Source organism: Haloplanus sp. XH21, from assembly GCF_023276355.1.
Taxonomy (GTDB): Archaea; Halobacteriota; Halobacteria; order Halobacteriales; family Haloferacaceae; genus Haloplanus; species Haloplanus halobius.
Window position 1 is genome coordinate 473397 of the sequence record NZ_JALLPL010000001.1, and the last position, 15551, is coordinate 488947.

A 15551-nucleotide genomic window follows, 5' to 3' on the forward strand; every position below is an offset into this window, starting at 1 on the left:
GGCGCCCATGAACGAGTGGTCGTCGGTCGACGCGCTCGCCGAGCAGGAGGGGTGGCGCGCCGAGGGGTTCGCCGCGCGGGTGCACTACCGCGGCGAAACCGAGCGGTACGCGGTCGAGTATTACGAGCCGAGCGACTGCGTCCTCTACTGGAAGGTGAAAGGCGACGGCGAGACGGCGGTGCCGGTGGGGCGCGAGACGGTGCCGGACCCCCTCCGCGAGCGCGTCCGCATCGACCTCGACGCGGCGGGTATCGACCCCGATGTCGAAGCGCGGTCGCTGTGAGCGGGCCGTCGGGGCGGCGCGTCGCCGACGGGTCAGCCTTTTGCCTGCCGACCACCGAGAGTGGGTGATGGACGTCCCCGCGGACGACGACCCCTTCGAGCGACAGCGTGAGCGAACGGCGAACCCGATGCGGCGCTTGTTCGACGAGTACGGCCGCGGCCGCCCCGGACTCCTGTCGGTGAGCGTCGTCGCGAGCGTGCTCGCCCGCCTGCTCGACCTGTTGCCGCCACTGATGCTGGGCATCGCCGTCGACGCCGTCTTTCTCGACGAAGGCCCGTTCTCCCTCCCGCTGGTGCCCGATGCGTGGCTCCCGACGGATCCGGAGACGCAGTTCTGGCTGACCGCCGGCATCGTCCTGATTTCGTTTCTGGGCGGGGCCGCCCTCCACTGGGTGCGCAACTGGGGCTGGAACCGGTTCGCTCAGGAGGTCCAGCACGACATCCGGACCGACACCTACGACGCGATGCAGCGACTGAACATGACCTTTTTCTCCGATAAGCAGACGGGGGAGATGATGTCGGTGCTCTCGAACGACGTGAACCGCCTGGAGCGGTTCCTCAACGACGGCCTGAACTCGGCGTTCCGTCTCGGCGTGATGGTCGTCGGCATCGCCGCGTTCCTCCTCTGGATGAACCCGCAACTCGCCATCGTGGCGCTGGCGCCCGTCCCGCTCATCGCGGTCTTCACCTATCGGTTCGTGCAGAACATCCAGCCGAAGTACGCGGAGGTGCGGTCGACGGTCGGGCAGGTCAACTCCCGACTGGAGAACAACCTCGGCGGCATCCAGGTCATCAAGACGAGCAACACGGAGGCCTACGAGGCCGACCGGGTCGAGGAGGTGAGCGGGGAGTATTTCGACGCCAACTGGGACGCCATCGAGACGCGGATCAAGTTCTTCCCGGCCCTCCGAATACTCGCTGGCATCGGCTTCGCGCTCACGTTCACCGTCGGCGGTCTCTGGGTGTTCCGCGGCGAGGGACCCTGGTTTTTCACCGGCACCCTGCGCCCCGGCGAGTTCGTCACGTTCATCCTCTACACCCAGCGGTTCATCTGGCCGATGGCGCAGTTCGGAAAGCAACGTGTGTCGTATCGTACACACAGTACGGGCGGATTCACGGCCCGAACGCGCCAGACTACTCTACCAATCTGATATGTAAGCCACGCGCCACTTCTCGCGCCACGCCCATAACCGCCCGAAGGCGGTACGACTCCCCCCGTGAAGATTACAACAGACGGTCCTCAGTTCCTCACTGGGTAGGGGGTGGGTGTCCGCGGGCGGTGTGTCGGAACAATCCGCGCATATATGAGCGGCCCCGCCACCCGTGTCTGAGCCTCAAAATTAGTTATTTGCTCAGATTCTCAGCAAGGTTCCCCTCCCGCCGTCGGATACGTCGGGCAACCAGATTATCCACCTCAGTAAACAGTTTCGTGACGACCTTGTAGGCTACAAACAGATTGAGCGGGAGGGCGATTATCGCCCCAATCACGCCAAGAGCCGCCCCTAATATCACGTTCACAATTCCCGTGAGTAACCCGATTCCAACCGCGTATATCATAAAATTCTTAACGTGTTGGGTAACGATTGAATCGTCCTCTGTCATCGGAGTATCCGCCCACAAGTCGTGTATATCCTGTTTCGTATCTGGCATCATACAGTAGAATAAGTCAGACTATGAAATAAGTTACCACACCGCCCCGCGTGTCGAGGCGGTCCCTGCGGTCCCTCGCTATCCGCAGTACGGCTACGCGCCTGAGCCGCCCGTCCCGACACTTGTCAGTACGGTATAACTGAGAGGGGCGGGAGATTGTCGGCCCGCTCTGATGACCACACAGTGGTTGCCTGTCAGCCAGTCAACCACCACTGTCGTTGTCGTTCTGGACATCTTCCTTTTTTCTAACCGTTTTCGTGTTACTCAATACCAGTGAGCCACTGCTATACCCTCGGCTAAGGGATATTGAATTAACGTAAAAAGAGCCGCAGAGGGTTGTCAGACGGTCCTAAGCGAAGTCTTCGGCGTTCACAGTAAGGCCATTACTGTCGCCACCCTCCGAACGGTCGAAGGTGGTCCCACCGATACGGCCGTCCTTGTCCTCGAATGCCGTTTGCTGTTCGTCACGGGTACGACCCTTCAGTAACCCTGCGGTCTTGAGAATATCCCGAACGTGGCCCTCACTGACGCTACCCTCCACCCTTGGCGTGAGGGTGTCGGCTATCTCCGCAACGGACAGTCCAAGGGTATACAACTCCGCCACCAACACGGGGTTGTCACGGTGTACCACGTCCGCGGGCGGCTCGTAGCCGAGAAGGGACGTGAGCGTATCGCCACCCCCTTGGTCCCCACCCTTGGCCGTGAGAGTGTCCACGTCGAGACTGTGCGCCTCACTGGCCGCCTCCACGGTACTGAGCCACTTACGGAGGGTCGGACTGTCGCCCGCCCCCGTCATTTCCTCCACGGCCGTATCCAGTCCATCAACCAAGGGGTGGGCGAGAAGGTCCCGAAGGAACTCCCCACGGTCGGGGTTGCTCAGTTCCTCCCGAGAGGGGTAGTCTTGGTACGACTCACCAACCAGCGGCTCACCGTCGCCGTAGCCGAGTTCCGCCCGCTCAACCGCCTCAGTGATACTCTCGGGGCGGTCCTCCGCGGCCGCTCCACCCCGCTCACGGGCCGCCTCCACACTGTCGGGGTGTAGGTCCGTCATTCCTCACCCTCCACACCGTAGGCGTCAGATGGGACAGCGGTCACTACCACGCCCTCCCCGACACTGAGAACTACCGCGCCCTCGGGGAGTTCGACCGTGTTACTGTCGGCGTACCGAAACACGGCGATAACGAACTCAGTGGTGTCCTTCTCAGACGGGTAGAGACACCGTAGACGGCCGTCGTCATACTCCACCCGCCCATCTGCCGAAAACTCCACACGGCTCAGTGGCGACACGGCCGTATCCAGTACCTCCAGTTCGCTCATTCGTCGCCCTCCAGTTCGATAAAGTATTTGACAGAATCCTCACCGTCGCCAGTGGGGTCGTCCGCCTCGGTGTAGCCGAGTCGGTCGTTCATAGGCGGACCCCTCCGCTATCGCCTTCACTGTCCTCCGCCAGTTGCTCGCAGGCGTAGCGGGCGACAAATCCAAGGGCGGTGGATTTGTCGAAGTGTTCGTTTCGGGCGGCTTTGATGGCCGCTCGGTCCTTTTCGTTAATCCGTAGTTCCGCGTCTCGTCGTTCGCTCATCGTCTCAGTTATACCGTACTGACGAGTGTCCCCACAACTCTCGGGACACGGCCCCTATCGGCTTGAGCAACAGATAGACGGCCCCACGCCGTAACTCACGGCGATTTGGGCCGCGCTTACGTGAAAGGCGATATGGGGTCGGATGTGTGTCGGCAAACAGTTAATAATTCTCCGAACCAAGTTAATAACTGGAACCGCCTTGGCTTGCGCGCAGGCGCGGGCGCGTAAGGACAAAATAGCCGATAGAAGCCCCGCAAAGGCCGTAGAAGTCACAATTCGGGATTAGGGGCGGGTACGCGGGTAACGGCCGCCCGATTCGAGGACACGTCAATCGGCCAACACACCGCCAGCGGGGGCGGTTGAGAACGCGAGCCGCCGTGAGCGGGACGGGAGTATGCCAGCCACCCGCATAGCCGCCCGCCACGACCGCCCGCTGTGGTTATGTCAGGAAAGTAGGTATTCCGAAAAGATGGAATCGGCTAAGGCGTCTGATAGCGGGCGGTACGGGCCGTAACACGCCCGTATCACTTCTTACGCGCGCAAATATATACGTCCGTGTAATAATCTCCACGCTGGTAGTCGTGCGGTACTACAACCAGCGTGACCGGGTTGCGCGCGTTGTGCGCCCGCCTACGCCCGTCCGTAGCCGAACGCGGCCCAACCACGGGCGAGATACCGAACGCGCTTGAGCCGCCTCTCACGCTGTTTGTGGGGCCGCCAATATGACCGTGAGTTATGCTTGAGTCACGGCTCTCAGACACGGGCCGCCACCCCGATATTGGCCCGTCGGCGTCTCTACCCACCACAGACGGGCCGTAGAGGCGTTTTACCCCCACCCGACAGAGACGGCTTGAGACTGCTGATACTGAGCGGTAGAGCGGGGGCGGTGCTTAGTCCACGCTACCCCTACCCCACACGCAACTCAAATCCAAAGACCGCGGTTCCCGTCTGAGCGATTCCGTCGATACGTGGCGGCTTGGGTGGTTGAGTCGGCTACAAACGGCAAAAGAGCGTCTGAGTACGGCGTAGTGGGCGGCTCAGATAGTCGGCCCGTGTTCCTTGCCCGCGTCTACCGCGTCCTCACTGGCGATTTGAAGGTATATCTCAGTGACATTAATGTCGTGCTGGCCGAGTAGGTCCCGAAGGAAGGGGGCGCGCATACCGTTCTTGGCCGCTTGAACCGCGTAGGAGTGTCGTAGCGTGTGAGGCGTGATTAGCGCCCGCTCACGGCCCTCCACGTCGGTCCCGTACACTTCTTGAAGGCCCGCTTCCTCCGCGGCTTTCGTGACTAAGTAGCGGACAGTCTCGCCCGATATGCGGTCACTCTGGCGGGTGGGAAAGAGGTACTCACTGTCCTCCGCTCCGTAGACCATTCCGCGCCCCACGTCCATCCAGTTCGCTATCTGCTGGCGGAGTGAGTCGGGATACGGGACCTTTCGAGAGTCGCCCGCCTTCTCCGTCCAAACCGCGATAGTCTGACTGTCACGGTCTACGTCCTTCACACGGAGGTTACACAGTTCGCCACGTCGAAGGCCCGTAGCGTAGAGTAGGCGGACGATTAGGGCGTTTCGAGGGACTGGCGACGGGACGTTATCGGCTAACGCCTCCACGTCCTCCTTGGGGAGGTACTTCACGGGGTCCCGCGTTTTCTCCTTAATTAGAGTGGTAGCGGACCAAGAGCGGTCGATATGGTCCGCGTCCGCTGGATTCCGTCGGAACTGGCGGAGGGTTTGGTAGAAGGCTGAGATAGCCGCCCGCGCCCCGTTAGCAGTGTTCTCCGCGTAGCCACTGGCGTACATATCGTCTAAGTGGTCCTCCACGTCCCCCGCGGTCACGCCCTCCACGTCCGCGGGACGGGCGTCTACGTCCTCCGCCACGTTCTCTACGTCCTTCTCGCGGAGTTCCAACCAGTCCCGCCACCGCTCAAGGTGGGTAGTGTACCGCTCCGCGGTGGAGTCGGATTTCTGACTGGCGTACCGCTGTTTGAACCGCTCTATGGGGTCCTCCGCCACGTCGGACGTGTCCATATTATCCAGTGACATCGTTACTCACGCCTCCACCAAAGAGGATTCCGACGTTTGACCGCGGTCCCCGTGTCCTCTATCTCAAGGGTCCGCCCTTGGTGGTCCGTGACAGTGGTGGTCCCGTCGCCTTCCTCAATCTGCTGTATCTCACGCTTCTCCACCGCGGACCCCGTTTTGTCGTGGAGGGTTTCGAGGGCCACGCGGACAGTGTTGGGGTCCGTGTCCAACCCCTCCGCTATCCCCTCCGCGGTGGTAGCGCGTTCGGGAGCCGTGGGGAGGGCGGACCACACTTCCGTAGTGGTTTCCTCATCAACCCCACCGCCCGCGGTCATAGCCCGCGTAGCGTCCTCTACGCTGTCCTCAAGCGTCTCAATCTGGTTCGACATACGTTCGACCGTCTCCACCAACTTATCCACCCGCTCCGTACTCGCGCCCGTCTGAGCCGTCTGAGCGGTACTGTCGCCACCCACGCCCTTGTCCCGCTGTATCTGTTGGTCAACCGCGTGTTGAATGAACTGACTGCGATTGTCGTACACGTCGGATTCCTCTACGTGGCTGTCCCAGTCTTCCTTCTTGGCTTCGGGTACGCGGAGATTCACGCGTTCGCTCATTACACTCCCCGTTTCTAACCCCAGTCACTTGTGTGTGTCGGTTCGTACACACAGTTCTTGGAGAAGGCGCAGTTCGGGCAGATCATCAACATGTACCAGCGGGCGTACGCCTCCGCCGCCCGCATCTTCGGCTTGATGGACGAGAACGCAGGCATCGACGAGCGTCCGGACGCCGCGGAACTGACCGTGGCGGAGGGCCGCGTCGCGTACGACGACGTGACCTTCGGCTACGACGACGACACCATCCTCGACGGCGTCTCCTTGGTCGCCGAGGGCGGCGAGACGGTGGCACTGGTCGGCCCGACCGGTGCTGGGAAGTCTACGGCGTTGAAACTCCTCCTTCGGATGTACGACGTTGATTCGGGGGCGATCAGGGTCGACGGCCAGGACATCCGCGAGGTGACTCTCGCCAGCCTCCGCGACGCCATCGGCTACGTCAGTCAGGAGACGTTCCTGTTCTACGGCACGGTCGAGGAGAACATCACCTACGGCAGTTTCGACGCGAGCCACGAGGCGGTCGTCGAGGCCGCGAAAGCCGCGGAGGCCCACGAGTTCATCACGAACCTGCCCGACGGCTACGACACGATGGTCGGCGAACGCGGCGTGAAGCTCTCGGGCGGCCAGCGCCAGCGTCTCGCCATCGCGCGGGCGATGCTCAAGGATCCCGAATTGCTGCTCCTCGACGAGGCAACGAGTGACGTCGACACCGAGACGGAGATGCTGATCCAGCGGAGCCTCGACCGCCTCACCGCCGACCGCACGACGTTCGTCATCGCGCACCGCCTCTCGACGGTGAAAGACGCCGACCGGATCGTCGTCCTCGACGAGGGCCGCGTCGTCGAACGCGGCACCCACGAGGAACTGCTCGCGGTGGACGGGCTCTACGCCAACCTCTGGGGCGTGCAGGCGGGCGAAATCGACGACCTGCCCGAGGAGTTCGTCGAGCGGGCGACGCGCCGCGGGTCACAGACCGACTAGCTCAGGAGAGGAACTCGACGCCACGGATTTCGAACCGCGCGCCGTCGTCGGCGCTGTCGGTGACGCTGATCGTCCAACCGTGCGCATCAGCGACCTGTTCGACGATGCGCAGTCCGAAGCCGGTGCCCTCGTCCGACATCGAGTAGCCGGCGTCGAACACGTCGTCCCGCATCGACTCGGGGATGCCGGGACCGTCGTCGGCGACGTAGAACCCGTCGTCGAGCTCGCCGATGGTGACGGTCACGTCGTCGCCACCGTGTTCGATGGCGTCGTCGGATTCCATCCGACTGCCAGTCGAGCCATGCTCGACGCTGTTCACGACGAGGTTTTCGACGAGTTGGCGGAGACGGCTCCGGTCGGCGCGGATGGCTCGCTCCGTCTCGACGACGAGCGTCGCGTCGTCGGTCACGGCGTTCGTCCAGCAGTCCTCGACGAGGGGCGCGAGGTCGACCGACACCAGTTCGTCGATGTCGTCGCCGCTCCGGGCGAGCGTCAAGAGGTCCTCGATCAGCGCGCCCATGCGTTCGTGGGCGTCGATCGCAGTGTCGAGATGCTCGCTCTCGCAGTCCTCCCGAGCCAGTTCCGTACAGCCCTGGGCGACGTTCAGCGGGTTCCGCAGGTCGTGGGAGACGATGCTGGCGAACTCCTGGAGCCGTTCTTTCTCGCGTTCCAGTTCCTTCCGCTCGCTCACGTCGACGTAGAGCGCGAGCGTCCCGACGATTTCGTCGCCGGCGTCGTGCCGGGGGACGGCGCGCAACAGCGCCTCGACGGTCTCGCCGTCGGCGGTCATCAGCTCCCGGTCTTCGCGCAGGAACTCGCCGGAGAGCGCGCGCTCGTAGCCGCCCTCCTGTAGCAGTTGTCGCCGGGAGTCGGCCGTGTAGAACTGGGCGAGTTCCTCACCGACGACGGCGTCCCGCTCGTAGCCGAGCGTCTCGACGAACCGCCGGTTGCAGTCCTCGACGATCGGACGACCGTCGTCGACGCGCGTGACGACGGCCATCACCGGCGACTCCTCGAAGAGATACCGGTACTGCTCTTCGAGGCGGGTGGTCAACGCCTCCAACTCTTCGGTCCGCCGCTCGAGTTCCTGCTCGCGCTCCTTGCGGTCGGTGATGTCGGTGATGAACCCCTCCAGTGCCACCGGTTCGTCAGCGTCGTCGTCTTCGAACACGCCGCGCCCCCGTTCCCACATCCACTTCGTGGCGCCGTCCCGGGTGTGGATCCGGTACGTGACCTCGAACGTACCGTCGGCGTCGAGTTCGTTCTGGACGGTCTCCCAGATCGGCTCGCGGTCGTCGGGGTGGAGCACCTCCTCGCCCCACGTCACGTCGCCACGCGCCAGTTCCGCAGCGGTGTAGCCGGTGATCGCCTCGACCTCTCCCTCGACGGTTTCCATCGGCCACCCGGGATCGTTCCGACACCGGTACACGACGCCCGGGAGGTTGCTGATCAGCGTCTCCAGACGGCGCGTTCGCTCGCGGAGCATCCGCCGGGACCGGTGGGCTTCGACGGCGTTCCGAACGCGGTTGGCGAGTAGTTCGTATCGTTCGGTCCCCGACCCCTTCCGCAGGTAGTCCGTCGCCCCCGCGGAGAACGCCTCGCTGGCGACCTCCTCGCTTCCCTTGCCAGTGAACAGGACGAAGGGGAGGTCCGGATACTCGGCCCGAACGGCTTCGAGAAAAGCGATCCCGTCCATTCCGGGCATGTCGTAGTCGGAGACGACACAGTCGACATCGTCCGCGGCCAGTCGGGACAGTCCCTCGCGAGCGCTCGTCGCCACCTCGACAGCGATCCGGTCGTCCGCTCGCTCGAGCAGTGTCGCCGCTAGCTCGGCGAAATCGGGGTCGTCATCCACGTGAAGCACGCGGACCGATCCGGGTGCGTCGTGGGACGTGGCTGTGCCGTCGGTCATTCTGGTTGCGCTCAGCCACGTATGGACGGTGGAGCGACCTAATGGTAACGGGTGACACGGGGTAGCCGGGCGTTGAAGTTCTCCGCCACCGATCACCCGGTATGCATCTCGCCGACGCGACCTGGACCGATGTCCGCGACACCGACACGAACCTCGCCCTGTTGCCGGTCGGAAGCACCGAACAACACGGCCCGCACGCGCCGCTCGGCACCGACGCCTACCACGCCGAGGCCGTCGCCGAGGCGGGCGCGGACCGCCACGCGAGCGACGTGGCCGTCGCCCCGACGGTGTCCGTCGGCGTCGCGGAGGAACATCGATCGTTCGACGGCACGCTCTGGGTGTCGCCCGATACGTTCCGCAGCTACGTCCGTGACGTGGTCGGCAGCCTCGCCCACCACGGGTTGGACCGGGTCGTCGTCGTCAACGGTCACGGGGGGAACATCTCCGCCCTCGGCGAGGTGACGGCGACCATCACCCGCCACGACGACGCCTACGCCGTCCCCTTTACCTGGTTCGAGGCGGTCGGCGACCACGGGTCGGAGATGGGTCACGGCGGGCCACTGGAGACGGCACTCCTGCGCGCGACCCGCCCCGAACTGGTGCGGGAGGATCGGGTCGGCGCCGCACGCGACGGCGCGAGCGATGGCTGGGGCGACTGGGTGCCGGGGACGGGGACGAACCTCGCGCACGACTCGGCGGAGTTCACGAAAAACGGCGTGGTCGGCGACCCCAGCGCGGGCGACGCCGAACTGGGTGACGAACTGCTGGATCTGGCGGCGGACGCACTCGATCGACTGCTGACGGCCGTCGCGAACCGCGACCTGCCCGAGCGGTGATTACGCCGCGTCCCCGTCCCCGTCGGCAAGGTCCTCCAGCGTGCCGCGGAGCTCCGGCACCGCGTTCGTGAGGTCGCTGACGTCCTCGTGGGCGTCATCGATGGACGCGATCAGCGTCTCGAGTTCCGCGATGGCGTCGGCGAGGTCGTCGGCCTGGTCGAAGGCGTCGGCACGGTCGCCCATCGTGTACCACTTCTTGGCCTGGCGGAGATGCTCGCGGGCGTCGCCGGCGTCGAGCGCCGACCGCAGGCCGTTCAACACGCCGAGGACGTTGTCGGCGTCGGTCTCCCACACGTCGGCCGCGTCCGGCAGTTCCGCCCGCGCCGCGTCCAGATGCTCCTCGACATCCGCGCGCATCTCGTCTGCCGCTTCGCCGAAGAGTTCGTCGTCGCCGAGCGTCGTCTGACTCATACACGGGGGTTCGCTGCCGTGTGAGTTAAACGCACGCCCGAAAGTGAAAGTGAAATGCGACCGTTCGGCCCGCGAACGGGCCTACTCGACCTCGACGAGCTGCATCAGCGGGTAGCCGTCCACCATCGACATCTCGGCGTGGACGACGACGCCCTCGCGTTCGATGCGCATCCGCACCTCCATGAACTGCCCCGTGAGTTCGACGTAGCCGTGGTCGTCGGCCGCGTCGGCGAGGGCGTCGACATCGATATCGACCGACACCGACTCACAGAAGGGTTGGTTCTCGATCGATTCCGCCATCGCGCGTTCGAGACTCGCGGCGCTGTCGGGGGAGACCGGCGTGCCCGCGAACTGGTGATAGAGCGATCCGAACTTGATGCCCGCCTCGAAACAGGCGTGCTGGGCGTCGGTGGCCATAGGGGAGCGTCGGCCCCCCCAGTGGTAAGGTCTGTCGTCGCGGAGAATCGGTTGTTACTTGGGTTCGGTCGCCCCAGTACTGCCCGAATGGACGACCCGGTGTTACTGACTGGCGCGGGTGGGCGCGTCGGGCAGGCGATCCTGAACGGGATCGCCGACGCCCACGAGTGGCGACTGCTCGACCGGGAGCCGCTGTCGAGCGATCGTCTCCCGCCGGGCGTGGACGACGACGACGTGGTCGTCGCGGACATCACCGACGACGAGGCGATGGCCGACGCGATGGAGGGCGTGGGCGCCGTCATCCACCTCGCGGGCGACCCGCGGCCCGAGGCGCCGTGGAACTCGGTGCTCGAAAACAACATCGACGGCACGCAGACGGTGTTCGAGGCGGCCGTCGACGCGGGCGTCGAGAAGGTCGCCTTCGCCTCCTCGAACCACGCCGTCTCCGCCTACGAAACCGACGAGCGCACGCCCGAAATGTACCGCACGGACGACGACTACCGCCTCGACGGGACGGAACTGCCCCGCCCGGGGAACCTCTACGGCGTGAGCAAGGCCGCGGGCGAGACGCTCGGGCGCTACTACCACGACAGCGAGGGCCTCGCCGTCGTCTGTGTCCGCATCGGCAACCTCACCGAGGGGCATCCGCCGCGCAACTACGAACGCGGGCAGGCGATGTGGCTCTCGCATCGCGACTGCGCCCATCTCTTCGATCGGTGTATCCGCGCCGACTACGGCTACGAGATCGTCTACGGCGTCTCCGACAACGAGCGCAAGTACTACTCCATCGACCGTGCGAAAGCGGTGCTGGGCTACGAGCCACAGGACGATTCGGCGGAGTACACGCTGGCGGGCGAGCCGAAAGACGGGGCGTGAGCCGAGGAGAGGTCCTCAGCCCTCGAACAGCCCTTCGACATCCGTATACTCCCGCTCCCGCCGATCGACGTGTTCCGTCAGGCGCTGGTAGACCAGATCCCGCGCGTCGCCGTCGGCGACGAACGACAGCACCAGGCCGGTGAACTGCGTTCGCTCGCCGCCCGCGATTTCCTCGCGGGCGAACTCGATGGCGCGGTCGACGGTCGCCACGTCGTAGTCGTACGCCTCGGCCAGAACCACCGCGGCGACGGCCGCCGCGTCGAAGCGCAGGTCGGCGAGGCCGAGCACCTGTCCCTCAAATCGAAGCGGTGGCGGTCGACGGCGCTCGATGACTGCCGGATCGGCGGCGAGCGTCGCGAGCGAGCGCCGAACGGCCGCGATGTCGACGCCGCGATACGATGATTCAAGGTCGGCGAGATAGTCGCGAGCGCTCGTCGCGAGGCCGGTCGCGCCGCTCCAGTTGCGCGTCCGGGCGTGGTGGACGGCGGCGGTGAACTGAATGAGGCCGTGGAGGAACCGCTCGTCGGCGGTGTCGCGCTCCAGGTCGAGCCATCGGTCCTCCCAGGCGTCGTGGGCGGCGTGGTGCTCGCCGTCGTTGTAGAGGGCGATGCCCGCGCGGAGCGACGCGTCCATGCGCTGAGACTGGGGCCTCGAACGGGAAAAACGCCGCGTCGACCCGTTGCTCGTCCGGTGTGCGGTGCCGGGACCCACATAATAGACGGGGTTAATCGTGATAAACGGTTTTGTATCTCGAATATAGAGGAGAAACTATGTCGAGTGAAGATTCGACAGGGACGGTGGGCAGGGTATCTCGACGACGATTCCTGGCGACAACCAGCGCCACAGGGATGACGCTCGGACTGGCAGGGTGTTTCGGTGGTGGCTCTTCCAGCAACGAGGCCGTCACGTACATCTCCAACAACAACTCGCCGCAGTTCAAGGAGATGCTCCGTGGCTTCGCCGAGGACTTCGAGGCGGAGCGCGACATCCCGGTCGATATCGAATTCACCGAGATCGGTGGTGACTACGGGCAGCGGGTGAGCCAGCTCATCCAGGCCGGCAACCCGCCGGACATCATCAACGCCGAGCAGTTCCGCATCGGCGCCTACGCCACGCAGGACATCCTCCGACCCGTCGGCGACGTCATCGAGGCCGTCGAGGAGGCGGAGGAGGCCATTCCCGAGAAGTTCGGGTTCGTCTACGACGGAGAGCACCGCCTGGTGCCGGCGGTCGCGTCGCTGGCGAACAACTGGTACCGAACCGACATCTACGACGAACTCGGACTGGACGCGCCGACGACGTGGGAGGCCGAGCGGGAGGCCGCCCAGGCGATCACGGAGGCCGACAACGACCTCTACGGACTGGGCTACACGACCGCCGCGACCGTGTACGGCTCGTATCACGCGTGGAACCGGCTCTGGGGCAACGACGCCCAGGTCGCGATGCGCAACGGCGACGCCGTCGAGGTTGCCATCGACTCCGGCGGGAACCGGGACCGCGTCCGCGAGGTGCTCGAACGCGCCCAGCAGATGGTCGAATACTCGCCGACGGCGACCAACTGGGACTGGGGAGAGATCTACGAGTCCTACGCCGGCGGGACGACCGCCACGGCGCTGTACTCCGGCGGCCGACCGAAAACGCAGTCCATCGGCCAGGACCGCCCGTGGGCCGACGCGACCAAGCGGGTCTCGAACCCGTACAACACGTCGAACCGTGACGGACATCTCGGCAACTCGGCCGCGACCGGATACGCGCTGGTCCAAGGCTCGTCCAATCCCGAGGGCGCAAAGGAGTTCGTGCAGTACATGGTGACCGGCGAGCGACTCGTCGAGTACGCCCGCGCGCTCCGCTTCCACAACATTCCGATCTTCGAGAGCTGGTACGAGCCGGGCTCGGCGTACCGCGAGGGCTGGGACTACCTCAACGACAACTTCGACGAGGAGACGATCCAGAGCGAGCGCGAGGCGCTGTTCTCGGACAGCACGGCGCCGTTCACCGCGGAGACGGAGCCGGCGAACCCCTACGCCTCGCCGGCGTTCACCTCCTTCCAGCTCGGCCAGATGTTCTACGACGCGACCGAGGGTGGCATGGGCATCGACCAGGCCATCGACCAGACCGCATCGACCCTCCGCGAAAACACCGGAATGGAGTAACTGAGTATGTCGACGGTGACGGATTTCGTCGTGTCCGCCGTGCCCGAACAGTGGCGGCAGACGACTGACAGCACCCTGTCGGATATCTTCGAGAACGACTACGCGCTGCTACTGCTGTGTCTCGCGCCGGCGCTCGTACTGTACGTCTTCATCGCCATCCTACCGATGGTGTGGGCGTTCAATCTCAGCCTCTACGAGGTGTCGACGCTGAATCCGGTGTGGACGTGGACCGGGCCAGGCCGCCTGGCCGACATCGTCATGGCGAGCGAGTTCCAGGCGGCCTTCGGTCGGAGCCTGATCTTCGGATTCGGCTCGGTTCTGTTCCAGCTCGTCGTCGGCGTCGGCCTGGCGCTGCTGGTCAACAAAGAGTTCAAGGGCGCGGTGCTCGCCCGCGCGCTTGCCCTCCTGCCATATATGGTGCCGGCCGTCGTTATCGGCATGGTCGGGCAGTTCATGCTCAACGCGCAGTACGGCATCATCAACCTCGTCCTCCTCGAACTGGGGATCCTCAGTCAGCCCATCGCGTTCCTCGGCCTCCCCGAAACCGCGATGGTGACGGTCATGGTCGTCGGTTCGTGGAAGTTCGCGGTGTTCGTGACGCTGCTGACCCTTGCGCGACTCCAGTCGATCCCCGAGCATTTCTACGAGGGAGCGACGATGTGCGGCGCCAACGCGTGGCAGAAGTTCCGCGACATCACGCTCCCCCGCATCCAGAACGTCATCCTCATCGCGGCCTTGCTCCGCACGCTGTGGATGTTCAACAAGTTCGACATCATCTACATCATGACCCGTGGTGGACCGGGCGAGGCGACGACGACGATCCCCCTGCTCGCCTACGAGATAGCCTTCAACCAGTATAACCTCGGGCAGGCGGCGGGCATCGCCGCGCTCATGTTCATCTTCCTGGTCGGCTGGTCGCTGGTGTACTTCCGGGTCGCTCGACCCGAAGAGGAGGTTCGGGTGGCATGAGACGGATCGTCGGGGAGTATATCTCCTACCGGCAGGCTGCCCGGATCAAGTCGATCTCCTACCAGATCGTCGTGTGGGTGACGCTCCTACTGTTGATGGCGCCGATCATCTGGGTCATCATCGGAGCGTTCAGCGGTCTCGACGCGCTCCTCGGAGGCAACCTCTCGCGCATCCTCGGGAGTTTCACCGTCCAGCCGATTCAGGACGTGTTCCTCGCATCGAACTTCTTCACCTACTACAGGAACAGCCTCATCGTCGCCGCGGGCGTCGTCGTGTTCACCGTCACCGCGTCGACGCTGGCAGGCTACGGCCTGACGCGGGTGCAGTTCCGCGGGAAGAAGTGGCTCGCGCGGTTCATCCTGTTCGGCTACATGTTCCCGCCACTCCTACTGTCGATTCCGATGTACCAGATCTGGCGGGAACTCGGCCTGCTCAACTCGCTGCTCGGCCTGGTGCTGGCGGAGGCGTCGATCCCGCTACCGTTCGGCATCTGGACGATGTGGCTGTTCTTCCAGACGGTGCCGCTCTCCTTCGAGGAGTCCGTCTGGATGGCCGGCGGGTCGCGCTGGCATTCGTTCAAGGACATCGCGCTCCCACAGGCGGCACCGGGGATGGTCGCGGTCGGTATCTTCGCCTTCCAGTCGTCGTGGAACAACTACACCTATCCGAAGGTGCTCATCTCGGAGGACGCGCTCCGTCCGCTCACGACGGGGATTACCCAGTATGCCGTCCAGAACTACGTGTTCTGGAATCAGGTGATGGCGGTCGTGTTCACCATCATCATCCCGGCGTTCCTGCTGGTGTACTTCCTCCAGAAATATCTGCTCGAAGGGTACAAAGCAACCGCATGACT

The 15551-nt window shown here is 64.5% G+C and carries 16 protein-coding genes and 2 pseudogenes; 8 read left to right on the top strand and 10 right to left on the bottom strand.

Features of this window, described 5'->3' with window-relative positions; genetic code table 11:
• Positions 1-7 precede the first annotated feature (7 nt).
• Positions 8-283: a DUF7538 family protein gene (locus MXB53_RS02500; RefSeq protein WP_248895628.1), complete on the top strand. Its 276-nt coding sequence runs from the start codon at positions 8-10 to the stop codon at positions 281-283.
• A gap of 67 nt (positions 284-350) precedes the next feature.
• Positions 351-1358 (top strand): annotated as a pseudogene (locus MXB53_RS02505) (ABC transporter transmembrane domain-containing protein); the annotation flags it as partial.
• A 268-nt stretch (positions 1359-1626) separates the two neighbouring features.
• Here the strand turns inward: MXB53_RS02505 and MXB53_RS02510 are convergent.
• The 6 genes from MXB53_RS02510 to MXB53_RS02535 form a co-directional block, all read right to left on the bottom strand.
• Positions 1627-1884: a hypothetical protein gene (locus tag MXB53_RS02510; RefSeq protein WP_248895629.1), complete on the bottom strand. Its 258-nt coding sequence runs from the start codon at positions 1882-1884 to the stop codon at positions 1627-1629.
• Between the two features lie 397 nt (positions 1885-2281).
• A complete protein-coding gene (locus MXB53_RS02515; RefSeq protein WP_248895630.1) occupies positions 2282-2983 on the bottom strand; it encodes a hypothetical protein in 702 nt (233 codons plus the stop codon).
• A complete protein-coding gene (locus tag MXB53_RS02520; protein ID WP_248895631.1) occupies positions 2980-3249 on the bottom strand; it encodes a hypothetical protein in 270 nt (89 codons plus the stop codon). Before MXB53_RS02520 ends, MXB53_RS02515 begins: the two co-directional genes overlap by 4 nt.
• An 88-nt stretch (positions 3250-3337) precedes the next feature.
• Positions 3338-3511 carry a hypothetical protein gene (locus tag MXB53_RS02525; RefSeq protein WP_248895632.1) on the bottom strand — a complete coding sequence of 58 codons (174 nt, stop codon included), beginning with the start codon at positions 3509-3511 and terminating at the stop codon, positions 3338-3340.
• 1037 nt (positions 3512-4548) lie between these two features.
• The gene (locus MXB53_RS02530; RefSeq protein ID WP_248895633.1) at positions 4549-5553 is read right to left on the bottom strand and encodes a tyrosine-type recombinase/integrase; all 1005 of its coding nucleotides are present in this window, start codon (positions 5551-5553) and stop codon (positions 4549-4551) included.
• A 2-nt stretch (positions 5554-5555) separates the two neighbouring features.
• Positions 5556-6146, bottom strand: a complete 591-nt coding sequence (locus MXB53_RS02535; RefSeq protein WP_248895635.1) for a phage replisome organizer N-terminal domain-containing protein — start codon at positions 6144-6146, stop codon at positions 5556-5558.
• Positions 6147-6212: 66 nt separating this feature from the next.
• Here MXB53_RS02535 and MXB53_RS02540 point away from each other — a divergent pair.
• A pseudogene (locus MXB53_RS02540) lies at positions 6213-7124 on the top strand (ABC transporter ATP-binding protein); the annotation flags it as partial.
• Position 7125: 1 nt separating this feature from the next.
• Here the strand turns inward: MXB53_RS02540 and MXB53_RS02545 are convergent.
• Complete coding sequence (locus tag MXB53_RS02545) at positions 7126-9036, bottom strand: hybrid sensor histidine kinase/response regulator (RefSeq protein WP_248895636.1); 1911 nt, start codon at positions 9034-9036, stop codon at positions 7126-7128.
• 101 nt (positions 9037-9137) lie between these two features.
• On the opposite strand from MXB53_RS02545, the gene MXB53_RS02550 reads away from it, so the two are divergent.
• Complete coding sequence (locus MXB53_RS02550; protein ID WP_248895638.1) at positions 9138-9872, top strand: creatininase family protein; 735 nt, start codon at positions 9138-9140, stop codon at positions 9870-9872.
• On the opposite strand, the gene MXB53_RS02555 is transcribed toward MXB53_RS02550, so the two are convergent.
• Together MXB53_RS02555 and MXB53_RS02560 are read right to left on the bottom strand one after the other, a co-directional pair.
• A complete protein-coding gene (locus MXB53_RS02555; RefSeq protein ID WP_248895639.1) occupies positions 9873-10283 on the bottom strand; it encodes a DUF5790 family protein in 411 nt (136 codons plus the stop codon). It lies immediately after the preceding gene.
• Between the two features lie 81 nt (positions 10284-10364).
• Positions 10365-10700: a dihydroneopterin aldolase family protein gene (locus MXB53_RS02560; RefSeq protein ID WP_248895641.1), complete on the bottom strand. Its 336-nt coding sequence runs from the start codon at positions 10698-10700 to the stop codon at positions 10365-10367.
• Between the two features lie 87 nt (positions 10701-10787).
• On the opposite strand from MXB53_RS02560, the gene azf reads away from it, so the two are divergent.
• Positions 10788-11576 (top strand): NAD-dependent glucose-6-phosphate dehydrogenase Azf, encoded by a 789-nt coding sequence (gene azf, locus MXB53_RS02565; protein WP_248895642.1) that lies wholly within the window; start codon positions 10788-10790, stop codon positions 11574-11576.
• Positions 11577-11591: 15 nt separating this feature from the next.
• On the opposite strand, the gene MXB53_RS02570 is transcribed toward azf, so the two are convergent.
• Positions 11592-12209 carry a DUF309 domain-containing protein gene (locus tag MXB53_RS02570; protein ID WP_248895644.1) on the bottom strand — a complete coding sequence of 206 codons (618 nt, stop codon included), beginning with the start codon at positions 12207-12209 and terminating at the stop codon, positions 11592-11594.
• A gap of 137 nt (positions 12210-12346) precedes the next feature.
• Here MXB53_RS02570 and MXB53_RS02575 point away from each other — a divergent pair, with 137 nt between their 5' ends.
• From MXB53_RS02575 to MXB53_RS02585, 3 genes are read left to right on the top strand one after another with little or no spacing between them, the layout of a single operon-like run.
• Entirely contained in the window at positions 12347-13729 is a 1383-nt protein-coding gene (locus tag MXB53_RS02575; protein ID WP_248895645.1) for an ABC transporter substrate-binding protein, read from the top strand.
• Positions 13730-13735: 6 nt separating this feature from the next.
• Positions 13736-14698, top strand: a complete 963-nt coding sequence (locus MXB53_RS02580; RefSeq protein WP_248895646.1) for a carbohydrate ABC transporter permease — start codon at positions 13736-13738, stop codon at positions 14696-14698.
• Positions 14695-15549, top strand: a complete 855-nt coding sequence (locus tag MXB53_RS02585; RefSeq protein WP_248895648.1) for a carbohydrate ABC transporter permease — start codon at positions 14695-14697, stop codon at positions 15547-15549. Before MXB53_RS02580 ends, MXB53_RS02585 begins: the two co-directional genes overlap by 4 nt.
• Positions 15550-15551 lie beyond the last annotated feature (2 nt).